Annotated in this window: 20 protein-coding genes, 1 other RNA gene and 1 pseudogene; 9 read left to right on the top strand and 13 right to left on the bottom strand. The window is 55.5% G+C overall.

Annotated elements, in window-relative coordinates; genetic code table 11:
* The first annotated feature begins 13 nt into the window (after positions 1-13).
* Positions 14-766 carry a polyphosphate--glucose phosphotransferase gene (gene ppgK / locus CA832_RS10805; protein ID WP_088341628.1) on the top strand — a complete coding sequence of 251 codons (753 nt, stop codon included), beginning with the start codon at positions 14-16 and terminating at the stop codon, positions 764-766.
* Between the two features lie 2 nt (positions 767-768).
* Here the strand turns inward: ppgK and typA are convergent, their stop codons facing one another.
* Positions 769-2,568 (bottom strand): translational GTPase TypA, encoded by a 1,800-nt coding sequence (gene typA / locus CA832_RS10800; protein ID WP_088341627.1) that lies wholly within the window; start codon positions 2,566-2,568, stop codon positions 769-771.
* 219 nt (positions 2,569-2,787) lie between these two features.
* A complete protein-coding gene (locus CA832_RS10795) occupies positions 2,788-3,363 on the bottom strand; it encodes a hypothetical protein (RefSeq protein ID WP_088341626.1) in 576 nt (191 codons plus the stop codon).
* A gap of 66 nt (positions 3,364-3,429) precedes the next feature.
* Between CA832_RS10795 and kdsA the strand changes: the two genes are divergently transcribed.
* Positions 3,430-4,248 (top strand): 3-deoxy-8-phosphooctulonate synthase, encoded by an 819-nt coding sequence (gene kdsA / locus CA832_RS10790; protein ID WP_088341625.1) that lies wholly within the window; start codon positions 3,430-3,432, stop codon positions 4,246-4,248.
* 29 nt (positions 4,249-4,277) lie between these two features.
* Positions 4,278-6,230 carry a DUF3857 domain-containing protein gene (locus CA832_RS10785; RefSeq protein ID WP_088341624.1) on the top strand — a complete coding sequence of 651 codons (1,953 nt, stop codon included), beginning with the start codon at positions 4,278-4,280 and terminating at the stop codon, positions 6,228-6,230.
* Between the two features lie 33 nt (positions 6,231-6,263).
* Here the strand turns inward: CA832_RS10785 and CA832_RS10780 are convergent, their stop codons facing one another.
* Together CA832_RS10780 and CA832_RS10775 are read right to left on the bottom strand one after the other, a co-directional pair.
* A complete protein-coding gene (locus CA832_RS10780) occupies positions 6,264-6,626 on the bottom strand; it encodes a DUF1801 domain-containing protein (RefSeq protein ID WP_088341623.1) in 363 nt (120 codons plus the stop codon).
* A gap of 12 nt (positions 6,627-6,638) precedes the next feature.
* Complete coding sequence (locus CA832_RS10775) at positions 6,639-6,902, bottom strand: hypothetical protein (RefSeq protein ID WP_088341622.1); 264 nt, start codon at positions 6,900-6,902, stop codon at positions 6,639-6,641.
* 187 nt (positions 6,903-7,089) lie between these two features.
* On the opposite strand from CA832_RS10775, the gene CA832_RS10770 reads away from it, so the two are divergent.
* From CA832_RS10770 to CA832_RS10760, 3 genes are all read left to right on the top strand, one after another.
* Positions 7,090-8,202: an Sb-PDE family phosphodiesterase gene (locus CA832_RS10770; RefSeq protein ID WP_088341621.1), complete on the top strand. Its 1,113-nt coding sequence runs from the start codon at positions 7,090-7,092 to the stop codon at positions 8,200-8,202.
* A gap of 66 nt (positions 8,203-8,268) precedes the next feature.
* A complete protein-coding gene (locus tag CA832_RS10765) occupies positions 8,269-8,901 on the top strand; it encodes a hypothetical protein (RefSeq protein ID WP_088341620.1) in 633 nt (210 codons plus the stop codon).
* A 9-nt stretch (positions 8,902-8,910) separates the two neighbouring features.
* The gene (locus CA832_RS10760) at positions 8,911-9,201 is read left to right on the top strand and encodes a winged helix-turn-helix domain-containing protein (RefSeq protein WP_143542376.1); all 291 of its coding nucleotides are present in this window, start codon (positions 8,911-8,913) and stop codon (positions 9,199-9,201) included.
* A 72-nt stretch (positions 9,202-9,273) separates the two neighbouring features.
* Here CA832_RS10760 and CA832_RS10755 read toward each other — a convergent pair whose 3' ends face one another.
* Complete coding sequence (locus CA832_RS10755; RefSeq protein ID WP_088341619.1) at positions 9,274-10,479, bottom strand: NAD(P)-dependent oxidoreductase; 1,206 nt, start codon at positions 10,477-10,479, stop codon at positions 9,274-9,276.
* Positions 10,480-10,621: 142 nt separating this feature from the next.
* Here CA832_RS10755 and ssrA point away from each other — a divergent pair.
* Positions 10,622-11,021, top strand: a transfer-messenger RNA (tmRNA) gene (gene ssrA, locus CA832_RS10750).
* A 222-nt stretch (positions 11,022-11,243) separates the two neighbouring features.
* Here ssrA and CA832_RS10745 read toward each other — a convergent pair.
* Positions 11,244-11,939 (bottom strand): SMUG2 DNA glycosylase family protein, encoded by a 696-nt coding sequence (locus tag CA832_RS10745; protein ID WP_394335749.1) that lies wholly within the window; start codon positions 11,937-11,939, stop codon positions 11,244-11,246.
* Positions 11,940-12,083: 144 nt separating this feature from the next.
* Here CA832_RS10745 and CA832_RS10740 point away from each other — a divergent pair, with 144 nt between their 5' ends.
* Entirely contained in the window at positions 12,084-13,475 is a 1,392-nt protein-coding gene (locus CA832_RS10740; protein WP_088341617.1) for a glycoside hydrolase family 140 protein, read from the top strand.
* Positions 13,476-13,483: 8 nt separating this feature from the next.
* Here CA832_RS10740 and CA832_RS10735 read toward each other — a convergent pair whose 3' ends face one another.
* Both CA832_RS10735 and CA832_RS10730 read right to left on the bottom strand, forming a co-directional pair.
* Positions 13,484-15,187, bottom strand: a complete 1,704-nt coding sequence (locus CA832_RS10735; RefSeq protein WP_088341616.1) for an amidohydrolase family protein — start codon at positions 15,185-15,187, stop codon at positions 13,484-13,486.
* 14 nt (positions 15,188-15,201) lie between these two features.
* A complete protein-coding gene (locus CA832_RS10730) occupies positions 15,202-15,888 on the bottom strand; it encodes a DUF998 domain-containing protein (protein WP_088341615.1) in 687 nt (228 codons plus the stop codon).
* A gap of 137 nt (positions 15,889-16,025) precedes the next feature.
* On the opposite strand from CA832_RS10730, the gene CA832_RS10725 reads away from it, so the two are divergent.
* Positions 16,026-17,174 (top strand): hypothetical protein, encoded by a 1,149-nt coding sequence (locus tag CA832_RS10725; RefSeq protein WP_088341614.1) that lies wholly within the window; start codon positions 16,026-16,028, stop codon positions 17,172-17,174.
* Positions 17,175-17,186: 12 nt separating this feature from the next.
* Here CA832_RS10725 and CA832_RS10720 read toward each other — a convergent pair whose 3' ends face one another.
* From CA832_RS10720 to CA832_RS10700, 5 genes and pseudogenes are all read right to left on the bottom strand, one after another.
* A complete protein-coding gene (locus CA832_RS10720; protein ID WP_088341613.1) occupies positions 17,187-19,760 on the bottom strand; it encodes a TonB-dependent receptor in 2,574 nt (857 codons plus the stop codon).
* A gap of 76 nt (positions 19,761-19,836) precedes the next feature.
* Complete coding sequence (locus CA832_RS10715) at positions 19,837-20,592, bottom strand: GLPGLI family protein (protein WP_088341612.1); 756 nt, start codon at positions 20,590-20,592, stop codon at positions 19,837-19,839.
* A complete protein-coding gene (locus CA832_RS10710) occupies positions 20,592-20,975 on the bottom strand; it encodes a hypothetical protein (RefSeq protein ID WP_143542375.1) in 384 nt (127 codons plus the stop codon). Before CA832_RS10710 ends, CA832_RS10715 begins: the two co-directional genes overlap by 1 nt.
* A 22-nt stretch (positions 20,976-20,997) precedes the next feature.
* Entirely contained in the window at positions 20,998-21,225 is a 228-nt protein-coding gene (locus tag CA832_RS10705; protein WP_088341610.1) for a hypothetical protein, read from the bottom strand.
* A 183-nt stretch (positions 21,226-21,408) separates the two neighbouring features.
* Positions 21,409-22,452: pseudogene (locus CA832_RS10700) on the bottom strand (T9SS type A sorting domain-containing protein); the annotation flags it as partial.

Here is a 22,452-nt window from a genome sequence, read left to right as displayed (position 1 = left end):
AATCGAACCCTTAATGGAAGTACTTGGCATTGATGTGGGCGGCTCCGGAATCAAAGGGGCCATGATCCACATGGAAACGGGAGAGATGCGCTCCCCCAGGTTCCGAATCCCAACCCCCCAACCCCGAAAACCCGAAGCCATGGCCGAGGTTGTGGCCCAGATCGTGGAGCATTTCGGCTATAAAGGACCCGTAGGCTGCGGGTTCCCGTCCGTGATCAAAAACGGGGTCTGCAAATCTAAGGGCAACCTCCACAAATCCTGGGTAGGGCAAAACGTGGAAGAACTCTTTACAGCTGCCACCGGGAACGATTTTACCGTCATCAACGATGCCGACGCCGCCGGATATGCCGCCATGAATTACGGCATTGGGCGGGACATGAAAGGGTTTGTAGTGATGATCACCATTGGTACAGGCCTGGGAAGCGGCGCCTTCCTGGATGGCCGGCTTATCCCGAACTTCGAACTGGGGCAGATCCCCTACAAGGAATTCGATAAAATCGAAACCTGGGCCGCGGCTTCCGCCAAGGAGCGGGAGAACCTCAGCTACAAGAAATGGGGGAAACGTTTCAATAAGTTCCTGAAACTGGTGGAGCTGATCGTATCTCCGGACACCATTATCCTGGGCGGGGGCACCTCTAAAGACTGGGAGGAATTCAAGGATTATATTACTGTAGATACCCCGGTGATCCCCGCTGGATTACAGAACCATGCCGGTATCATAGGCGCAGCTACCGCCTGCCTGGTTTCCCACCCGGAATTGCAATAACCCTACAGGGCCTTGCCGCGCTTGCGGTCTGTTTCCTTCAGCAGGATTTTGCGCAGCCGCAGACTCTTGGGAGTCACCTCCACGTATTCGTCCTTCTGGATGTACTCCAGAGCTTCCTCCAATGAAAACTTAATGGCAGGGGTTATCCGGGCCTTGTCGTCCGAACCGGCAGCCCGAACGTTGGTCAGCTTCTTGGTCTTGGTCACGTTCACCACCATGTCGTCTCCCCGGGAATTCTCCCCGATAACCTGCCCTTCGTAGATGTCCTCGCCCGGGTCTACAAAGAACTTGCCCCGCTCCTGCAACTTGTCTATGGAATACGGGATAGCCGTGCCGTTTTCCATGGAGATCATGGAGCCGTTCTGCCGCATGGGGATCTCCCCCTTCATGGGTTGGTACTCCAGGAAGCGGTGGGCCATGACAGCCTCGCCAGCCGTGGCGGTGAGCAACTGGTTCCGAAGGCCGATAATACCCCGGGACGGGATATGGAACTCGCAGTACATCCGCTCGCCCCGGGCCTCCATATGGATCATTTCCCCCTTGCGCACCGAAACCATTTCCACGGCCCGCCCGGAAACTTCCTCCGGCAGGTCTATGGTCAGGTGCTCCACGGGTTCGCATTTCACCCCGTCTATTTCCTTGATGATAACCTGTGGCTGGCCAATCTGCAGTTCGTACCCCTCGCGCCTCATGGTTTCGATCAGGACCGATAAGTGCAGTACCCCCCGGCCGTAGACCATGAATTTATCTGCGCTGTCCGTGGGCTGCACCCGCAGGGCCAGGTTGCGCTCCAGCTCCTTCTCCAGGCGCTCCTTGATATGGCGGGAGGTGACGAACTTCCCATCCTTGCCGAAAAAGGGGCTGTCGTTGATGGTAAAGAGCATACTCATGGTAGGCTCGTCGATGGCGATGCTCGCCAGGGCTTCGGGTACTTCGGCATCGGCCACGGTGTCGCCAATGTCAAACCCCTCAAGGCCAACAAGGGCGCCGATGTCCCCGGTTTGGAGTTCCCCTACCCGGGTGCGGCCCAGGCCTTCGAAGGTGTAGAGTTCCTTGATCCGGGTCTTCACCTGCCGCCCGTCCCGTTTTACGAGGGTCACCGGCTGGTTCTCCTTCAGGGAACCGCGTTGCAGGCGGCCAATGGCAATCCGCCCGGTATAGGAAGAATAGTCCAGGGAAGTAATCAGCATTTGAGTACTGCCTTCCTTGGGGGTAAATGTAGGGATGTGTTCGATGACCATCTGTAACAGGGGCTCGATACTGGAGGTAGGGGTCTTCCAGTCCGGGCCCATCCAGTTCTGTTTGGCAGAACCATAAACCACCGGGAAATCCAGCTGCCATTCTTCGGCCCCCAGCTCGAACATCAGGTCGAAGACCTTTTCGTGCACCTCTTCCGGAGTGCAGTTTTCCTTGTCTACCTTGTTGATTACCACGCAGGGTTTCAGGCCCATATTGATGGCCTTCTGCAATACAAACCGCGTCTGGGGCATGGGCCCCTCAAAGGCATCGACGAGCAGTAAAACCCCGTCGGCCATATTGAGCACCCGCTCCACCTCTCCCCCGAAATCGGCGTGGCCGGGGGTATCGATAATATTGATCTTGGTATCCTTGTAGGTCACCGAGACGTTCTTGGAAACGATGGTGATGCCCCGTTCCCGTTCCAGGTCGTTGTTGTCCAGGATCAGGTCGCCGGTTTGCTCGTTCTCGCGGAAGAGCTGGCAGAAATGTAAAATCTTGTCTACCAGGGTGGTTTTTCCGTGGTCTACGTGGGCAATAATGGCAATGTTGCGGATGTCCTTCATGTCGTTTCGTAAAGCGGCGCAAAGATAGACAGGAATTCGGGATAAATCGTAGGGGAAGGTTAAATCCCAAAAAATTGGGCTGTCCTCATTACAACTTATTGTTTTTAAGTGGATTAACTTTTTATGCGATGGTGTTGCAGTAGGTGGGATTACTTTCATGGGCGGGAGGGTGGGGGGCCCCTGTAGCATCAGCACGCTGGAAAAGCAATTGCTCCTGCCCTATTCCATCGGGTTCCTCCGCCGTTTCGCAAACGGATTCCACCCCAAACGGAAATTTACCGCCGGGCCAATGCCCGAACTGATCCTGTTGCGAAAATAATACCCCGCTCCGGCCTCCACCCCAATGGAAATTCCGCCTGGTAAGGTTCGTTGCAACCCGTACATCCCACCAAGAAAAATCAGGTCCCGCCCTTCATTATCCAGGTTACCGGCCAATTCCCATTCCACGAAATAATGGTTGAAGGCGATGGCAAAGTAATTCCCGGAATTGCCGGCAGTGTTTTTCCCGATGCCTGTGCGGCGCCTGAGGTTGTGGTAGTAGCGGGAAAACGCGAAATAGGAAGGGGCCAGGGAATACCCTTCGGACGGGGTGGCCAGCCCCAGGCCCAGGCCCGCCCCAACTGTTAGGTTTGGCAAAAGGCCGAACTCATAGGAAAACCCGGGAAGCAGCAGATTCACCTGGAACTGGTGGGGCTCCAGAATTATGGTGCCCAACCCCTTTTCTACCCGCTGGGCAGCCAGGGACAGAGACCAAAGCAGGACAATTCCGGTTATTGCAAATCTGAAAAACCGCATGCACATGGTCCTAAAGGTAAGCGGCACCGCCCCGATTAAGTGCTATCTTTGTCAAAACTTTAGCATATGGAGCTTTCAAGAATCCCGCAATTGCGTCATGCCACCGGCGAAAATTTCTTCCTGCTGTCAGGACCCTGTGCCATTGAAGGGGAAGACATGGCCCTTCGGATAGCCGAGACTATTGTGGGGATTACAGAAAAGCTGCAAATCCCGTACATCTTTAAGGGGAGCTTCAAGAAGGCCAACCGCAGCCGCGTGGATTCCTTTACGGGGATAGGCGATGAAAAAGCCTTGAAAATCCTCCGCAAGGTTTCCGAAACCTTCCATGTGCCCACCGTTACCGACATCCATGAGGTCTCCGATGCCTCCATGGCCGCCGAATACGTGGATGTCCTCCAGATTCCCGCCTTCCTGGTCCGCCAGACCGACCTGGTGGTAGCCGCAGCCGAAACCGGCAAGGTTGTAAACCTGAAGAAGGGACAATTTATGAGCCCGGAAAGCATGAAGCACGCGGTGGCCAAGGTTACCGACAGTGGAAACGAGCAGGTGGTCATCACGGACCGGGGGACCATGTTCGGGTACCAGGATTTGATTGTCGATTTCAGGGGGATCCCGACCATGCGGCAGTACGCTCCCGTGGTACTGGATGTGACCCACTCCCTCCAACAGCCCAACCAGGCTTCCGGGGTCACCGGGGGCAGGCCCGGCCTAATCGACACCATTGCCCGTGCCGGGATGGCCGCCGGGGTGGATGGCATTTTCATTGAAACCCATTTCGACCCGGCCAATGCCAAGAGCGACGGGGCCAACATGCTCCCGCTGGACCAGCTGGAAGGACTTCTTACCCGGCTGTGTGCAATACGCGAGGTAGTCATCCGTTTTTAATAGCAGGGCATAACCCCCCTGAACCAACCATGAAAAAAAGCCTTTTGCTGGGCGTAATCCTGGCAGTTGCCGGGACCCTTGTTGCCCAGGAACCCCATACTTTTGGTACCCTTACCTACAAGGAAAAGAACTTTGAACAATACGAAGCGGATACCACGGCATCGGCGGTTTACCTCTATGAACGGGGCGACAATTACTTCGACCTGGATGGCAACCGGATTTGGCTCTACAAGGCCTATCACGCCAAAATCAAAATCCTGAAACCCGAGGGTTTTGACCAGGGTACCGTAAGCATTCCGTATTACAGGGGGGCGGATACGTCCGAAAAGATCATGAGTATCCATGCCATGACGCACAATGGCACCGTGCGGGTAGGCGTCGCGCAGGACCAGATTTTTTATAAGGATACCGGTGCCAACTGGTCCGAAGCCACTTTCAGTTTCCCGGACATCCGGGAAGGGGCGGTTCTGGAATACACCTATATCCTGAGAAGCCCGTACATCTATAATTTCAATGGGTGGGAATTCCAGGCCGACATCCCGAAGGTGTATTCGGAATTCAATGCGAGGATCCCCGGGAATTATGTCTATAACCGCGCCTTGGTAGGTTTTCTTTCCCTGGATGTCAATGAAGCCGAACTGGAACGGGACTGCCTGGTGATCCCGGGTATCCCCAAACCCGCAGACTGCGAAAAACTGAAATACGCCATGAAGGATATCCCGGCCTTCCGCGAGGAATCCTTTATGCTGGCTGCCAACAACTACCAGGCCCGGATGGAATTCGAGCTCTCCGAATGGCGCAAAATCAATGGGCAGATCGAGCGCTTCACCAAAACCTGGGACGATGTGGATTCGGAATTCAGGAAAGACAGCGACCTGGGGCGGCAGCTCAAAAAAGGCAATTTCTTTGAGAAACAGGTTCCGCCGGAATTACTGAGCGAAGGTGGGTTATTGGAGCGGGCTGAGCGTATTTATGAGTTTGTCCGGGCCCACTATAACTGGAACGGGCAGTACGGCATCTACCGGGAAAGCCGGGTAAAGGAGGCCTTTGAGGAAGGCAGCGGCAATGTGTCCGAAATCAATATGTCCCTCATTAACCTGCTGAATGCCGCCGGGATCCCCGCCCAATTAGTGCTCAGTGCCACCAGGGGGCGTGGCCTGCCCAAGAGAAGCCACCCGGTGATGTCCGACTTCAACTATGTACTGGCCCGTTGCGAAATTGACGGCAAAACATACTACCTGGATGCCACCGACAAGTACACCCCGTTTGGCATGCTCCCGCAGCGGGCGCTAAATTATTACGGCCGGGTGATGGATTTTGACGCAGACAGCTTCTGGGAGGATTTTAACCTGGAGGACCGCAACATGGTCAATATCCGGGCCCAACTGGTGCTGGAGGAAGACGGTAGTACGGGTACGGGGGTTTTGTACTGGCTCACGGCGGGGTATCCTGCCATTGAAAAGCGGCAGGAAAAAGCCGAGTCCGAAAGCTACGACGATGCCCTGGAGGACTCCTTCCGGGAAGATATGCAAGTAACGTCCCTGGAGTGGGACCAGGAAAAAAGCTCGGAAACGAGCACCTATGAGCGGCTCGATTTTGAGATCGAAAACCGCATTACGGGCAACCGGATCTACCTGGACCCCTTCCTGATCCGCTTTTTCAACCGCAATCCCTTTACCCTGGATTCCAGGTTATACCCCGTGGATTTCGCCTATGCCCGCGGCTATAGCTACAGCATAAGCATCACCATTCCGGAAGGGTTAACCGTGGAAAGCCTTCCGGAAAAATCGATGGTGGCCCTGCCCGACAACATGGCCCGCCTGGTTTTCGATGCAAAACAACAGGGGAATACGGTCGTGCTGACCTTTAACTTCAGCCTGGGTGCCCCCCACATGGCCGCAGAACTCTACCCGGCCCTTAAGGACCTGTTCGACCGTGCCGTTCGTGCCCAGACCCAGTCCCTGATCGTGCTGGTGGATTAACCAGCCCGTGTTTCGCGTGGGTCGTAGCTGTTTTTACCTTCTGAAAATGGACTTGCCCGCGTGCCTGGCCGCCTCCTGCAGCACCTCTTTCAGTACGGCGTGATCTATGGATTCCAAAGTAGGATACCGTAGGGATTTCATAAGCTTGCGTCCTTTGCTTTCCAATTGATCCAGGTGTACAGTGAGGTGGGCGCCATGACACAGACCGAGGTCCACATACTCCCTTGTGGTATTCAGGTAGCAAAAGGGCTTCCCTTTCAGGTAGTAGAAGGGTAATCGGTATTTATACTTCAAATCGGCCTGGGGCAGGTGGTGTTCGATGAAGGCCTGAAGTTCCAACAGGATGCTGCGAAAGGGCTCTTCCTGGTTGAGTATGTAGGCTTCCGCAGGATTCATGGGCCGGGGTACCTAGCAACAATTCATTCCGATTTCCTGCATAAAGTCGCAGGCAAGGACCGTGAGATAAGCAGCAGGGGTTTTGTCGGAGAGGCGTACCTCCCTGCGGATCATATCCACATCGAAATGAAAGTCGGTAAAATCCCCCAGGTACTCCGGGCCCAGCCGATCCATCAGGAAGCGGACGATACGCGGGCGCAACTGGTATTCCAGTTCTATGGCGCGCTTTTCAGAATCGGGGTCCGGGGCCCCCGGGTGAATCCAATTGAAGGTCACAAATACGGTCTTAATCGAGCTTGTCAATATAGTGAGGAATCCGAAACATTGTTTCGATTTTATCAACAAAGTATTAACGAATATGCCTTTGACTTGCAAAAAAAGCAGCGTGGATAGCCATTTCTTAAAGTATTGCGTTTGGCGGGCAGGCAGGACCGCACTACATTTATAGGCAAACCAACCTGTTATGAAACGCCTGTTCTCGATACTCACAGCCTTTGTCTTCTTGCCAGTTGCGGCCCAGGAGCACACCCACCACGCATCGGAACCCTTTGCTTTCCCTGACATACCTGGCTATACGACCCTGGTCACGGATCTGCACCAGCACACCGTTTTTTCCGACGGTAGTGTCTGGCCGGACATCCGGGTTATGGAAGCCCTGCGAGAAGGGGTGGATGTCATCTCCCTTACCGAACACCTGGAATACCAGCCGCATAGTGAGGATATTCCCCACCCGGACCGCAACCGGTCCTACCAGATTGCCCTGCAGGAGGCCGAAGACCATGACCTGCTCCTCGTCCACGGATCCGAAATTACGCGTCAGGCCCCTATGGGCCACAGCAATGCCATTTTTATATCGGATGCCAACCCCCTCCTGGCTAAGGACCCGGAAGTACCCTTTGCAGAAGCGCGTAAACAAGGTGCCTTTGTGTTCTGGAACCACCCGGCCTGGTATGCCCAACAGCCCCAGGGGAACCCCGTCCTAAGCGATTTCCAGAAAGCGCGGATTGCGGCAGGGGAACTCCATGGCATAGAAGTGATCAACACCACGGACTATTCGGAGGAAGCCCTGGCGATTGCCCTGGAACAGAACCTGACCATTATGGGGACCAGCGATATCCACGGGCTCATTGCCTGGGACTACATCGAAACCGGGAAACACCGCCCGGTTACCCTGGTCTTTTCCCGGGAGCGGACGGTGGAGGGCTTGAGGGAAGCGCTCTTTCAAGGTCGGACGGTAGCCGTATATAATGGTTTGTGGGTAGGGAAGCCGGAATTCCTCATCCCCCTCCTCCAGGCCAGCGTACAGGTTAAGAGCAGCGCCTACATCCCCAAAACACAGATCCTGCGGATAGAACTGCAAAATACCAGCAGCAGCCCCCTCCTCTTCGAGAATGTGATGGAATATACCTTTTACAGCAGCTCCCCGGTTTTTGAAATCCCGGCGGGGGGCACCTACACCCTCAATATCAAAACCCTGGAGAAGAAAGAGCGGGTAGCCCTTAGACTCCGGGCCCTCGGGGCCTATACGGCTCCTGGCGTGCACCCCGAGGCCAGCTGGGAAATCCTCCCGGAATAAAATCAACGCCGGGGCTTGGAGTTCTGGCGCAAACTTATTTACTTTGTAATTCAAAGTTCTTTTATTATGGATAACGATAAATACCAGGAAGACCTGAGTGAAATCCGGGCCATGATGGCCCGTTCCTCCCGCTTCCTGTCACTCAGCGGCCTTGCCGGGGTACTGGCCGGCCTATATGCCCTTGCGGGGGCGGCAGTGGCCCATTTCCAGATTACTGCCTTTAACCAGAGCCAGGGGTTCGACTCGGCATCCGAAAACCCCGGGATTACAGACGATACCATGGTCGTCCGCCTGTTGGCGATTGCCCTGGTGGTTCTCCTGCTGGCAGTAACTACGGCCATCTGGCTGTCCTATCGCAAAGCCCGGAAAAACGGGGAAAAGCTTTGGACCGACTCCAGCAGGCGCCTGGTGGGCAATTTCCTGATCCCCCTGGCCACGGGAGGCCTCTTTTGCCTGGCCCTGCTGCAATACGGGTATATCGCGCTCATTGTGCCGGCTACCCTGATCTTTTATGGGCTTAGCTGTCTGAATGCGAGCAAATACACCCTGGGCGATATCCGCAGCCTGGGCCTTGCCCAGATTGCCCTGGGCCTGATCGCCACCCAGTTTGCCGGTTACGGGCTGTTGTTGTGGGCCATAGGTTTCGGGGCCTTCCACATCCTCTACGGGGGTATGATGTATTTCAAATACGATAAATAGCAACCGCCCTTGGGACTCATAGACGGCATAAACAAAAGCTTTGACCACCGTATCCGCCTGGGCATTATGTCTGTGCTTATGGTGAATGACCATATGGATTTCACCGGGTTGCGGGACCTGTTGGAAGTGACAGACGGCAACCTGGCCAGCCACCTGAAGGCTCTCGAAAAGGAAGCCTACATTGCTGTGGAAAAGCGCTTTTTAAACCGCAAACCCAATACGCGGTATACCGCCACTGAGAGCGGAAAAAAAGCCTTCAAAAACCATATCAATGCCCTGGAACGTCTTTTGGGAGACTAAAACCCTATACTTTAAATGGAGAGCAGCGCCTGTTCTCCCTGGGCACGCGAAACACCCCCAGGTAACCCGGGTCTATTCCTTTCCGTCCACGTAATCCTGAAGGTAGGCGTAGCGGGGTGTCAGTTTGCCTCCCCGGGTCATGCGGGCGCGTTCCAGGACCCCGTCTGCATCCCCATTGAAAAACGCCGGGATCACATGCTTGACAAAGGCAGACCCGAAGCCCTCGCTGGCATCCCGAGGAAGTTCGGCAGGCAGATTATCAACAGCCATTACGGCAATAGCATCCGGGTTTCGGAAATCGGTTTCAGACTCGGATACCGGGTCGTACCCATAGACGGGGTCTGCAATGGTGGAGGCGCGCAGGGTACTGGCCACAGGCCCGTCGATATCGCAAGAGATATCGGCAACCACCCGTATCCTGAACTCCGGGTGGCGGGCGTCTTCGCGGGTGAAGAGGTATGGGGCCCCCTGCCCGTAAAAATGCCCGGCGATAAACACATCGGCCACCCGTGCAAACCGGAAAAAGTTGGAGCGGTACTGCTCGGGGTGGGCAATAAAATCTTCCTTGTTTCCGCGTACCCCATCCTTCCGCTTATTGTAGAAGGAGGCGTCTATCTGGCAATACACGGGTTCTTGGAATGTCTTCTCCAGGAACTCCGCCACGGTTACATGCCGCATACCCATGCCGTCCAGCATTTCGCGGGCCCCGCTCCCTACCCGGCCCCTGCCGGTGAGCACCACTTTAATGGGTGGGAGTTTGAGTTGGCTTAGTTCACGGATCAGGGCTTGCTGGTCCGGAAGGGTTTCCGCCTTGGGTAATTGGAAGGCATCATATTTCAACCCATAGGCCCGGATGCCGTTATATGCACCTACGATACCGGCATACCGGCCAAAGGCCACCAGGCGTACCCCCTTGGGGTTGGTCAGCACCTCGTGGTCGTAAAGTTCGATGTCCTTTTGCAGGATGGCCCGGAGCAATTCGCGGTTATAGGGCTGCTTCTTGATAGTATGGGAAAAGAAGAAATACTTCTTCCCGGGCAGCAGGGCGGAAACGGGTACTTCCTTTACCCCCAGCAAAACGTCGCAATCTGAGACGGAATCCGCAACCGGGATGCCCACCGCTTCGTACTCTTCGGCCTTAAAGACGCGAACGGGGGAAGCCTCGGCGGTAATTTGAGCCTTGGGGAAAGCAGACAGGACTTTTTGGCAGGCCCGCGGGGACAGCACCACTCGGTGGTCTGGCGGGTTTTTGCGCTCGCGAATCAATCCGAACTTCATCTGAGGGTTTGGTATGGAATTTGAGCAAAAATAGGTGGATTCGCAGGGGTACGCAAACGATTTCCGGCGGATTTCCGGTGGGGGGAAAGAACCCGCGAATTTGCGTACCTTTGCCTTCCTTTCAGAAGTTCATTGAAACTATGGGGCCGACTGGTTTTGACAGCGAGACCAATGGCTATGTAAGCATGCCGAGCGCTGGGATACAGCTCGTTAATCTCATGACTCAACCCTTTTAAATGGCGAGTCTAACTACGCTTTAGCTGCCTAATTGACCGAATTACAGTAAGTCATGGCCTAGTCCCGCAAGGCGGGAAAGCTAAATGTCCCCGGGTAGCCCTTGTTGACGGCGACCCTTCCGGGGGCACCATAAAAGTCAACATCGTGCCGCTATGGCTTCAATAGCGGCATCAAACTAAAGAAGCTAAGCGTGTAATAGGCGGTTTTTGGTCAGTTACACGCCGACAACCAAACAAAAACTAAGCATGTAGAAAGCATAGGTATTGCTTGTTTGGACGGGAGTTCGATTCTCCCCGGCTCCACGATCAAGCACAAACCCCGCCGGGAATCCGGCGGGGTTTTTTATTTCCAAAAAGCGAGCTGAGCTTGCTCGAGTGAGCAGTTAGGAAATAAAAAACCGGCCTGGCGTCGCCAGGGCCGGGTTTGTATTTGCAGGACTGACGACTCAGAGAACACCGAGCACAGCGAGGTAACCTCTCCGGCTCCGCCTCCGCCTCCGGGAGTCGAACGCCCGCGCGCCAACTTCCTTACTCCCCCAACGCCTCCAGGAAGGCGTCTACATACGCATCAATCTGTTTGGATTTGTACTGCACAATATACCGGGGGTGGTCCAAAGGCACAATCCGGTCGAAATAGCCTCCTTTTTCATTGAGTTCCTTCAGGTATCTGGCATTCTTTTTCCCCAGGGAAAAGCAGGTGTCCGTCTCCAGGCCCCAGCCCAGTTGTTCCTGTAGTTTTTTATGGGCAAACGGGGTAATGGCTTTAAACAGGGCCGGGCTGTCGTAGTAGTTGTAATTCACCCATTTCCCATTTTTGCCCTGCTTCACAAACCCAAGCGGGGACACCGAATTGATGTAATACCTCCCGAAAAATTTCTCCGGCCCACCGTAGGCTTCTATAAGCTTGTAGACAAAGACGGAAGACGGCTCGTGAGTGTGGAATTCCGGCCCGGTCAGGCCGCATACTTCTGTAAGCCTTTTGGTATCCGTAAACGGGATGCCCGTGGCCCCGGCCCCAAGCCGCCCCGGGTTGATCCCCATAATCAGCCGCCGGGGCCTGGTATCCGAATAGTACTTCCGGTAAAAGGCCTCCGAGATCGGGAGGATTTCCGGGTTGTCCTGAAAGGGGTTCAATACCCCGACCCCCTTGGGCAAACGCCCTGTAAACTCCAGGTGGCGGTTAAAGGCAATGATGTGGTCGGCGAGGGTAGGCAAAACAGACATTCAATATGCTAAAGGTAAGAAAGGTAGCTCACTATGTGCTTTTGAAACCCTTATAAACGGGATCTGCGATGGGCGACAGGATAGGTGTATCATGTCCAGGTCTGGGCAAAAAATGGTAATTTCCTTATGTCAAACCTACCTCTCATGTATCGTCCGCTTCTACTGATAGCCCTCCTTTTGTACGGGTTCGTCCACTGTCAGACCCCTCCGCTCAAGGTTAGTAAAAACAAACGGTTTCTCGTGCAACAGGACGGGACGCCATTTTTCTGGATGGCAGATACAGCCTGGGAGTTGACCCATAGGTGTAGCAGGGAAGAGATTGATTATTACCTCGAAAAACGCCATACCCAGGGATTCAATGTTATTCAGACCGTTGCGCTTGCCGAATTGGACGGGCTACATACCCCAAATCGGGAGGGCCATCTCCCACTTCTAGCTGATGACCCCTCCCAACCTAATCCGGACTACTTTTCCCTGATTGACTACCTTTTGGAAAAAGCCCAAATACGCGGCATGTATATTGCCCTGCTCCCCACATGGGGGGACAAAGTGTTTACAGAATCCTGGGGGGTTGGACCAGAGGTTTTCCATGAAGAAAATGCATTGGCTTATGGACAATGGCTGGGCAAAAGATACGCAGGGGTAACGAACTTGATATGGATTATTGGGGGAGATCGAAATCCCAGAGCAGGTTCCGGGGATGTCTCGATATGGAATGCGTTGGCCGAGGGCATTGTGCAAGGAACTGGAGACAACGGTAAGGCATTGATGTCGTTTCACCCTCAGCCTAAGAATGGTGGAGGCTCTTCCACCTGGTTTCACAATGAAGAATGGCTCGACTTTAACATGCACCAAACCGGTCATTGCAATTCAGAACCCTCCTATCTAAAAATCCGTCACGACTATGAACTGAAACCGGTGAAGCCTGTTCTGGATGGGGAGCCCCTATACGAAGCCCACCCATTGTGTTTTAATGCGTCCGAGCTGGGATATAGCACCACATCTGAAATCAGGAGGATTATGTTTCAAAATGTTTTTGCCGGAGCCTTCGGTCAAACCTATGGCTGCCATGCCGTCTGGCAGATGTACCAACCAGGCCGCGAACCCATTAATGGACCCTTGGGACCATGGCAGGCTTCCCTGGACCTACCCATGGCTACACAGGTAAAACATCTGAAGGACTTAATGCTTTCCAGACCCTTTCTTTCGCGTATACCAGACCCTGAAATGCTGATGGAGGAAAAAACTGAAACTGTCATGAGTCCTGTGGCAACAAGGGATTCAAGGGGACGTTATGCTATGGTATATCTGCCGCAAGGGGAGAAAGTAACATTGAATTTACGAGCCTTAAAGGGAGACGTTTTGCGCCTTTGGTGGTACGATCCAAGATCAGGATCTGCATGTCCAGTTGAAGAACTTAAGCGTGAAGAGAACATGGTATTTATGCCTCCAGCAACGGGCTCTGACTGGGTTTTAGTCCTGGATGATGCATCTCAGAATTATCCACCCCCAGGTAGGCCGGTCCACACACCCTGAACAAAAACCTAAACCACCGCCCCCTCAAACCGGTATGCGTCTGTAAAATACCGCTCCAGGAAATTCCGGATGTTGTCGTAAAAAATGCGGTCTGCGAGTTGTTCCGGGGTCTGGCCCATCATCAGTTTTTGAAGTTCTTCGGGTTTTATAGGCTCCTCTTCCGGAAGGGTGAGGATGCGAAAGTCCTTCATATACGGGGCTTCCTGGGTCTTAAACGCCTCCACGATCTTCTCCCGGAAATCCGAAAGGTCTGCGGCCGTTTCGTACGTGTTGTACGGGTCTACAATGCCGTCGTTATCCGAGCCCAGGCAAACCGTGTCCCAGGCAGTGAGTAGCGCTGTGCTGTCCTGGCCAGACAGGCGAAGGGATTCCAGATGGCGGGCATTTACCCGTACCACATGAAGGATATTGGTCAGAAACATCTGCGCGTACAGGCGTTTGGCCTTTTCCGGGTGGGCCCGTACCGCGCGGAGTTTCCGTTTGAACTTCCTCCCGGGCATCCGCCCATCGTGCATGCAAATCCCGATAAGCCCGTCCGAATCGTAAACCTCCCGGATATCCTCATCCGTCAGGTTAATCCCGAACTTGCTGACGTAAGACCGACGCTCCGCCCGGCTATTGCTGTTGTTGCGTATGGCTTCCTCCAGGGAGGCCAAACCATTCACGGCCGAATGACTAGAGATAATCGGGATAGCATCCCCCGCGCGGCGGCGGGAGCGCACCAAATGGTAAAACTCGCGCCGGACTACGGGCGGCATATGCTTGGTATCGATCAGAATCCGGGCAACCCGAGGGCCCCGTTGCAGGAGCAACTCGAGCACTTCTCGCCCCAGGGATGACAGCCCGGCTTCCAGTCCGGGTTCCTGGTTGAAGACCCTGGAGAACAGCCCGGAGAAGCTTTTCGCGTGCCCGGATAGGAAGTTGTGGAAGTGGTGGGAAAAGGTTACAAAAAACGGTGGGAAAGCCGTCTTGTCCGGGTCCTTAATAACCCCGAGATTCTGCCGGAAAGAAGCCCGTATCTTCGCTTGCTCGGTTTGAGGCAGGTCTTCAAAGCCCATATCTTCCCGCAGGAACTCCAGGGGGTACTCGGCAAAGGCATGGGCGCCTTCAACCGTAATGACCCCGGCAATTTTGTCCTGGTCATCGGCGGTTGGAAGTTGGCTTGCATTCTGCACCAGCCTGAAACTCGGGTGCCAGTTGGCTATGGCCCCCTTGGGGCGCGGGCCCTGTGAGGCCAGCAGGTATTCGTACTCTTCTCGGAAATCGTCCATGTAATTGACCCGTGCCCCAGGGGTATGGATTTGGTCCAGTAACCCGTGGGCTGCCCCGGGCGAGATACCCGTGATTAACCGGATGAGTTTGGTATCTATCGCCTTTTTATAGCGCTTGCGAAGCAGGAGCTGCAGGGCCCACTTTACTGGTAAAGCCGCGCGTTTAAAAGGCCTGTCGGGCCTGATAAACTCCCTCTCGAAGGGATAAATGCTGCAAAACACCAGACGGTTGCCCCCCTTAAAACAACTGTCCAGGTTAGACTGCGTTTTAAGCGCCAGCTTGGCCGCCAGCCCCCTCAGGGCGAGTTTACGGATACTGACCAGGCGGAAAACCTCGTCCACTGTTGGGTTCTCCCGGAAGTCCCAGATACTCCCTATTTCTTCGTTCAGGTGGGGTTTAAGGCTGGGGTGGCAATGCAGGTCGGCTATGGGTTTTTTCATGACTTCCGGATGCTTCAGGACTGTTGAGGTTTGGGCGCAGGAAGATCCTTCATAAAGATCTCGCCTTTTATAAGCCAGCTAATTCCGAAGGCCCAAAGGGCGATGGATTCCAGCCAGAAGACCGGGTCGTAGGGTGCCAGTCCCGGCCATGCATGCCGCAACCAGGCAAAATAGAGGGCAAGCAGGGCCAGGCAACCCAGCATGACCCAACCACAAACGCGGTAAACCCGGTTGCGGTTTTTCTTGCGCTGTCCCATGGCTTCCGGGTGGTCGGTTTTGGTGAACAATACCAGGGAGATATAGGCCAGCACCAGGAAAAAAAGCAGGGCGCTGGTAAAGTGGATGGTATTGACAAGCGGGTTCTCAATGGGTCGCACCATGTTGCATGGGGGTTCGGGCACATCCGTGAAAATGGTTGGAAAAAAGGCAACGAAAAGCGCGAGAACGGCCGCAGCACGGGTCGCCCAGAAGTCCCGTACATCATACCCCCTGTAGGCAAAGAGGAAGAAGGCGATAGCGCAGATGGTGCCCACCAGGCCATCGCGCATAACCGTGTGATAGTAATCGGAAATGGAACTTTGTACCTGGGTGCAGTCTCCCAACCAGATCGATCCCACTACCAGGAAGAGCGGAATACCAATGGCTACAAAACCGATGGATATTCGAAGGGTGAGGTAGGATACCAGAAGGTCGTTTTGCATGGTCCGTGTTTTTGGGGATTATAAGGCCCCTTCAAATTAGACAATTTTGAAAAACAGGGGTTTGGGCCCGGGGGATTTCCGGGATCCGGGACCTGCCTGATTCTTTTTTTATATTTTAGGTACTCCAAAAAAACGCTATGAAACCCTTTCGCTTCGCTTTTGCGGCGCTCCTGGGCTCCCTTTTGCTGGCATCCTGTACCTCAGACGATGCCCCCCTGGCGCCTCAGGAGGAAGTGCCCCTGACCTTTATTGCTGTTGCCGAAGGCGGCTCGGGCCCGGTCCAGATCAATATGCAGACCGGAGGCGGTTCTGCCGAAATTGTGGACCTTGGGGCAGAACTGGGGGTTTCCTTTCTCGAAAACGGGCGAAGGCAAATAGACGAAGAGGGAATTGCCTATTTTACCTGGCAGGAGCAGCAGTCTGCCGTGTATGCCAAGCAGTGGGAAACCGGGACAGTTTTCCGGGCTACCGACATTTGCGGGTTCAGTACCGAAAACGACATGCCGAAGATTATCCGGTCCCTCTGGGGGAATTCCGAATTTTCAGTAATGGTATACAGCGCCTTTCCCGCCAACGGGCCGCCCGAGACCCGGGTGCGGATCAACCCCCGGGGTTCAGCCCAGTGTACGGACCTGTTCCTGGCCGACGCCGGGGAAGATGGGGTGCTGGACGCATTGCTCGGGGACGGCTTGCTGGTCCTTTACTACAGGGCGGCCATTACCCGGGAGCCTACTTTGGGCCTTGTGGACCTGGCGACCGGGGAAGTAATGACCACCATTAGTGCCGGCACCGCCTTCCAGGCGGCCACCCTCCGCGATGGCGAGCTGTTGATTTTCCAAACCGATTTTACGTTTGAATCCTACCAAACCGCAACCATGCGCTTTGGGCCCGGTGGAGCGATTCCCGGATTCCCGATCCAGAACGAGGGACTGTTTTCCTCAAGCTTTGCCGGGGACCAGATGTTGGTGCGGTATATCTACCAGCAACCCAGCCTTTTCTTTTCCCAACCTGCCTCTTATGATTTGGCACAGGGTCGTTTTGCGGCTGGGGGGGAACCTTTCCTACCGGGTCTACAGGCCCGTATGCAAGCGGAAACCGGAAACCGCCCCCTCTTTGGCAACTTCGATACCGACCTGGAAACCGGAAGGAGCCTGGTAGTATACGTCAAAGGCGATGGGTCACCGGAAGGAGGTGTGGTTTTAACGGATTTTGAGGGTGCCGTCCTGGAAGTAATTCCCCTTCCCCTGGTGCCCGAGCGGGTGATCCTACGAGGAGTGCAGCGCTAGGGGACCAGGCCCTCAAAGCCGCATAGAAACCTGGATCAGGACCTGCCTGCCCAGCAAGGGGTACCCGGAATCCTGGTACCCGGCCTGCTGCAGGGACCGTACCCCGTAAAACCCGGCATTCCAAAGATTCTCTACCCCCAGCCTGTACGAAAACCTCCCTTTTTCCGGCTTGAAAACCACCCGCAGATGGGACAGCCATAGGGGTTCGGACCCGGAATCGGGGTTGGCAATGAATTCCGTGGTCAGGTGACCGGACCACCCCTGCCCCCAATGGGAATCCAGGTCCAGGAAGCCCTTCAGCGCATCGGCCCGGGTTTTACCCTGCGTCTGTAGCCAGGTTCGGGAAAAAGCGACACCGGAATGGGCTTCAGACCTATTTCCCAGCGCCATCCGAAACTCCGGACCCCAACTAAGGGATTGGTTTACCCGAAGGGTAGGAACCCCATTGATGTGCATGGGGTTTCGGTTGCGGTTGAACTGCACCTTCCATTTCAGGTTGGCTCCGAGGGAAGGGAGGAAATGGTCCAGGTCCAGGGTAACCTGAAACCATTGCCTCCCGCTCAACGGCAGGAGTCTGGTGCCGGAATAGGTGGCGGACTGCACCAGGCTGCGCCCTTCAAAAAGCGGTTCCAGCTTCCACATGCCCAGGGCCTGGAAGGTTGTCTGGTGCCCCCAGTTGCCGTAGGTATACCCCAAAGAAGCCTGGTGCCCCAGAAATCGGGTCCAGTGCCCCATCCCATAGTGTACCGTCCTGTAATCCCGGAGACCCGGGGCCTGCCATTGGTTTTCGAAGTGGCTTTCACGTGCCGTGTACCGGTACGACGCCCGAAAGGTATGCAGGGGGCGTGGCCGCCACCGCAGCCGGGCAGATGGCAGGAAAACCCACCCCGGTGAAGGCCGGGCCGCCTGGCCCGGGAACGTACTTCCGGTATACTGCAGTCGCAGGCCCAGCAACCAACGCAGGTGCTCCCCTTCCCTGCCCCACTCCAGAAGGAACCCGATCCTGCGTCTGTGTTCGGACACCACAGCAAGCCCGGGGCCCAGAAACCCGGACGGGTTTCCAAAGCGCAATTCCCGCTGCCCACGCCAGCGGACCTTTTCCAATTGGGCCTGGAATTCCAGGTGGCGGCTGCCATACCTGCGGAGTACCCCTGCCCGAAACCCAAGGTATCCCAACCCCAGTTGCCCCTCCTCGCGGGTTTCCCAACCCTGGCCTTCTCCACCAAACACGGGGGCCAAAGCAAATCCGTCATACTCCAGCAAACGCTCCTTGCCTTCCTGAAGCCACCGCCCCCCCACCCGCACCAGGGTCCGGGTATCCCACCGGCGGGAAAACTCCAGGGCTGTATCCCATCGGTTAAGAACTCCCTGCGTTTGCTGCACCTGAGGATTGGTATTTACGAGCAGTTGTTCCGAACCTTCTGCACGGCTGAGACTCCAATGGTTTTTAAGGGATACCCGCCAAAGCGTATCGGCGCCTGCATCCAGTAGCACCTTCCCCTGGAATACCCGCTGCCGAAGGTGCTGATCCCGGGCTTCAGTAAACCGGAAAACAGTATCCGGGGCTACGAGGGTTTCCTTGTGCCTCCAGCGCATTCGGACCCTTTCCGACGCCGCCAGCACTTGGGTGGTTATTTTTACGCCTTCTGCCGGATGGGCTGCCGAGCTAAAGGCTCCCATACGGGCATTGTTTGGTAAATAAAGGGAGCGGTCCAATGGCAGGGGGATCAGTTGGGGCATTCCCGCCGACCCGGTGTTCTCCCCACTGCCCGGAGGGTACTCCCCGGCAAGGGGGTCCGGGTGTAACAAGGAATAGATATCCCCCACCGGATCTGCGCCCGTGGTATTGGCATTGCCAAGGATATACGTTTTGGTACCCTTCCTGAGGTTAATCAGGTTGACCCTGCTTTGGTTTCTGCGGATGCCTCCTGAACCCAAATCCAGCCGTCCGGCCCACTTGCCTTTAATTTCAGGGCGGAGCACCAGGTTCAGTGCCACCTCTCCTGAAGGCTTCATCCGACCCAGGACCTGGTTTTCCTGATAACCTTCCAGTACCTGTACCCGGGCTATGGCAGAGGCGTCCAGGTTCTGCGTCAGTACCCTATACCCCCTATCCATCAGGTCATCCCCCTCCACCAGGACACTTCGCACCGGTTTGCCGCGCACCCGGATTTCCCCATCCTCCCCCACGGAAACCCCGGGTAACTGACGAAGCACATCCTCGGCCACTTCCTCGGCCCCCTTCAGGTAGGTATCCACCCGGAATTCTATGGTATCCCGCCGGATACGAAGGGCCTGGTCCCCCCGAAGTACCACCTCCTGAAGGGCCACGGCTGCTTCTGGCATCACCAGGGATAACCGGGGCCATTGTCCCCCTTTCCCCCGGGAGAGGAGGGTATCCTGCTGCAGGTAGCCCAGGGCTGTAAAACGCAGGGCAAGGCTGTGGGTTTCGCCTGGAGCGAGGCGGAACAGCCCCAGGGAATCGGTAAAGCCCATTATCGCCCACGGCAATCCCGCATCCCTGCGACCCTGTACCTGGGCATAAGGGACCGGGTAACCCAGGCTATCCCGAAGAGAGCCCTCCACAATACCCTGGCTTTGAAGGCCAGTGACCCCGTAAAGGAATGCCAGGAATGGGAGGGCCCTATAGCATCTCAACAACCTAATCAAATCGCTCCAGGGCATTTTGTTCCCCCAGGGAGAGCTGCGCCCCCCGGGGCATACGCGCCTTCAACCGACGCATCAGGCGAGCCGCCCATTCGCGCTGTAATTCCGCATAGGATTCCACATCCAAACAATCCTCCGGGGTTTCTACCCAGGGTACCCCTTCTCCGGAAGGTTTCCAACTGGTCAGGCTTAGTGTTACAGCCCCGGCTCGGTCTGTGGCCAGTACCACCAGGCCAGGGATTCCCTGCAATTTCCAGGGCCCTATGGACACCGCAACCTCCGGGGTAAACCAGACCTCGTATTCCCTGCCCCGGAATTGCCCGAGTGCCTGCTGGCAATCCCAAGGACCCAGTTTACGGACGGCCCCAGTAAACCGCCAGGGAATCCCCGGCAGGGGTTCGCAAACGGTATACGCCTCGCCCCCGGCAAAAGGAATCCGGGAAAGCATCTTCCCGGATTCCAGATCCGTTTGGGTGTAGCTGCCAACCGAATCGGCCGCCCCCAGAGTCAGGTTAAATTCATATTCGGTGGTCTCCTTCTCCGCAGCGCGGAGGGCACCCCAGGTAAACAAACCCCGGCTGCCAGAAGCCCTGAGCCTTGCCTGGTATTCCCGGGCCATCCCCAGGTCCAGTCGGAAGGTGTATTGGGCTTCCCATTGCCCTTCCATATCCTGGAAGGCCCCGAGGGAAGCCGGAACTATACCGAGAAACAGGAATAACCAGCTCCATGCATACCGTAAGGGACCCAGCATCACTTAATCCCGGCCATGAGTTGTTCCCTGAGGTTCCGGATAGCTTCCACCATTTCGCTGCAGGGGATTCCGGATACAGTACCCGTGGCCTCGACGAAATTGCTGTCCCACCCCACGCGGACCTTTACGGTTATGGAGACCGTACAATCCTCATTGTTCTCAAAGGTTGAGAGCAGCCAGGCCTCCAGGGAGGAATGGTCTGCGGCCGAAATCCCTTCAGGGGTTGCCGCGTTTACATACTGGGTTTGGGTATGTCCCTCCCGGGTCCCGCTTACCCATAGCTCATAGCGGACTTCCTCCACTGGGGCAGGAGTCGTGTTTTCCACCGCCCAGGCAGGCAGGCTGATACATAAAATCAGAAGAAGTGTTGTAACGTGTTTCATGGTGTTTTTGTTTTTAGGATTTCTACTTGAAGCCAGCCCTCAATTCGGCAATGGCATGGCGCATTTTTTCGGCCAAGGTGGCATCGCAAGGGCCGGTTACGGTAATGGTGGCCTGGAAGGAACCAAGGGTTTCGGAATGGACCCAACCCGTGGCGGTCACCGAGCACTCCTGGCCCGGAGGTTCTGGTGGAATGGGCACTCCCACATGGGTAAACCAAAAAAACAGGATGCCCGCACAAAGACGTATCATCGTAAACAATGGATTTATGACTCCTACTCTTTTCCGGATTTTCGGATACCTCCTGCCCGAAACTCCATCAGGCCCCGCAAAGATGCCGGCTGCCACTGCAGGCGCCCATCATGGAAACAAAAAGCCATAAAAAAACCGCGGCACCCTGGGGTGCCGCGGCTGTTAGTCTGGTTGTTGGCTGGTTTATCTGGAAATAATCTTAGATACGAGTTTATCGCCTTCCGGGGTTCGCGCCTCCAGGATATACATGGCGGCATTCAGACCGGGCAGGGCCAGGGGAATTTCATTATGACCTTTCTGCAGGTCCGTAACCATCCGTTTTACCATTACCCCATTCATGTTGTATACCTGAATAATAGCCCGGGTATCGGCCGATGCGTCAATAGCCACCTGGAGCTCATTATCGAAAATGGTCGGATAGGGCTTCAGTTGCATCAGGGTGGTATTCCCGCCAAACGGGCGGCTAACCGGTACGGTCTGGCAGATATTCGCATGGAAGATCAGGTAGAATTCACTACTCACACTTATGGGGTTAAACGCATAGGTCTGGGCATCTGAAATACTGTCGTCCTTATAAGGATATTGGCCGGGGGCAACGGTCGGGTCCCCTTTTTTGTTGGATGGATACATATCCGATCCCACATAGAGCTGTACCTCCTGCATTACATAGCCCGGCAACGTGGCTGCGGAAACTGTCACCTGCCCATTGGCATAAACTACGGTCAGGTTAGCGGTATGTGTTCCCTTGCTCAGGTTGCACTGCCCTGCACCGGAATATACCGGGAAGGTATAGGTGCCTTCGGTATCGAAGAAATTGGTCCAGCCCCAGCGGCCAAACCCATCTTCCTTGAAACACCGCGCGGTAGATTCGAAATAGGCAAAGGCTGTTTCACAACCGTCGGAGGGGTCGCAATCCAGGTCTTCATCAACCTCTCCGTCCCCGTCGTTGTCCAGGCCGTCGCAGACCTCTTCATCGCAGGCATCGGGAGTACCGTCACCGTCGGTGTCGGTATTGTCGTCGCCCTGGGCACAGATGTCGCAGGAGTCCGGTACGCCGTCCCCGTCGGTATCCGTATTGTCGTCACCCTGGGCACAGATGTCGCAGGAATCCGGCACGCCGTCACCATCGGTGTCGGTATTGTCATCACCGGCCTCACAGATGTCGCAGGAGTCCGGTACGCCGTCACCATCGGTGTCGGTATTGTCATCGCCCTGGGCACAGATGTC

Origin of the sequence: Robiginitalea sediminis (assembly GCF_002198115.1) — a bacterium.
GTDB classification, from domain to species: domain Bacteria; phylum Bacteroidota; class Bacteroidia; order Flavobacteriales; family Flavobacteriaceae; genus Robiginitalea; species Robiginitalea sediminis.
Note: the sequence above shows the minus strand (reverse complement) of the source record. Positions and strands in the feature narration are given on the sequence as shown.

Excerpts from the sequence above, each read along its gene's own strand:
- CA832_RS10745 (WP_394335749.1), bottom strand. The coding sequence starts at position 11,939 with ATGTCTGTTTTGCCTACCCTCGCCGACCACATCATTGCCTTTAACCGC.
- typA (WP_088341627.1), bottom strand. The coding sequence starts at position 2,568 with ATGAAGGACATCCGCAACATTGCCATTATTGCCCACGTAGACCACGGA.
- CA832_RS10785 (WP_088341624.1), top strand. The coding sequence starts at position 4,278 with ATGAAAAAAAGCCTTTTGCTGGGCGTAATCCTGGCAGTTGCCGGGACC.
- CA832_RS10705 (WP_088341610.1), bottom strand. The coding sequence starts at position 21,225 with ATGATACGTCTTTGTGCGGGCATCCTGTTTTTTTGGTTTACCCATGTG.
- CA832_RS10710 (WP_143542375.1), bottom strand. The coding sequence starts at position 20,975 with ATGAAACACGTTACAACACTTCTTCTGATTTTATGTATCAGCCTGCCT.
- CA832_RS10740 (WP_088341617.1), top strand. The coding sequence starts at position 12,084 with ATGTATCGTCCGCTTCTACTGATAGCCCTCCTTTTGTACGGGTTCGTC.
- ppgK (WP_088341628.1), top strand. The coding sequence starts at position 14 with ATGGAAGTACTTGGCATTGATGTGGGCGGCTCCGGAATCAAAGGGGCC.
- CA832_RS10725 (WP_088341614.1), top strand. The coding sequence starts at position 16,026 with ATGAAACCCTTTCGCTTCGCTTTTGCGGCGCTCCTGGGCTCCCTTTTG.
- CA832_RS10770 (WP_088341621.1), top strand. The coding sequence starts at position 7,090 with ATGAAACGCCTGTTCTCGATACTCACAGCCTTTGTCTTCTTGCCAGTT.
- CA832_RS10765 (WP_088341620.1), top strand. The coding sequence starts at position 8,269 with ATGGATAACGATAAATACCAGGAAGACCTGAGTGAAATCCGGGCCATG.
- CA832_RS10755 (WP_088341619.1), bottom strand. The coding sequence starts at position 10,479 with ATGAAGTTCGGATTGATTCGCGAGCGCAAAAACCCGCCAGACCACCGA.
- CA832_RS10780 (WP_088341623.1), bottom strand. The coding sequence starts at position 6,626 with ATGAATCCTGCGGAAGCCTACATACTCAACCAGGAAGAGCCCTTTCGC.
- CA832_RS10715 (WP_088341612.1), bottom strand. The coding sequence starts at position 20,592 with ATGCTGGGTCCCTTACGGTATGCATGGAGCTGGTTATTCCTGTTTCTC.
- CA832_RS10730 (WP_088341615.1), bottom strand. The coding sequence starts at position 15,888 with ATGCAAAACGACCTTCTGGTATCCTACCTCACCCTTCGAATATCCATC.
- CA832_RS10735 (WP_088341616.1), bottom strand. The coding sequence starts at position 15,187 with ATGAAAAAACCCATAGCCGACCTGCATTGCCACCCCAGCCTTAAACCC.
- kdsA (WP_088341625.1), top strand. The coding sequence starts at position 3,430 with ATGGAGCTTTCAAGAATCCCGCAATTGCGTCATGCCACCGGCGAAAAT.
- CA832_RS10795 (WP_088341626.1), bottom strand. The coding sequence starts at position 3,363 with ATGCGGTTTTTCAGATTTGCAATAACCGGAATTGTCCTGCTTTGGTCT.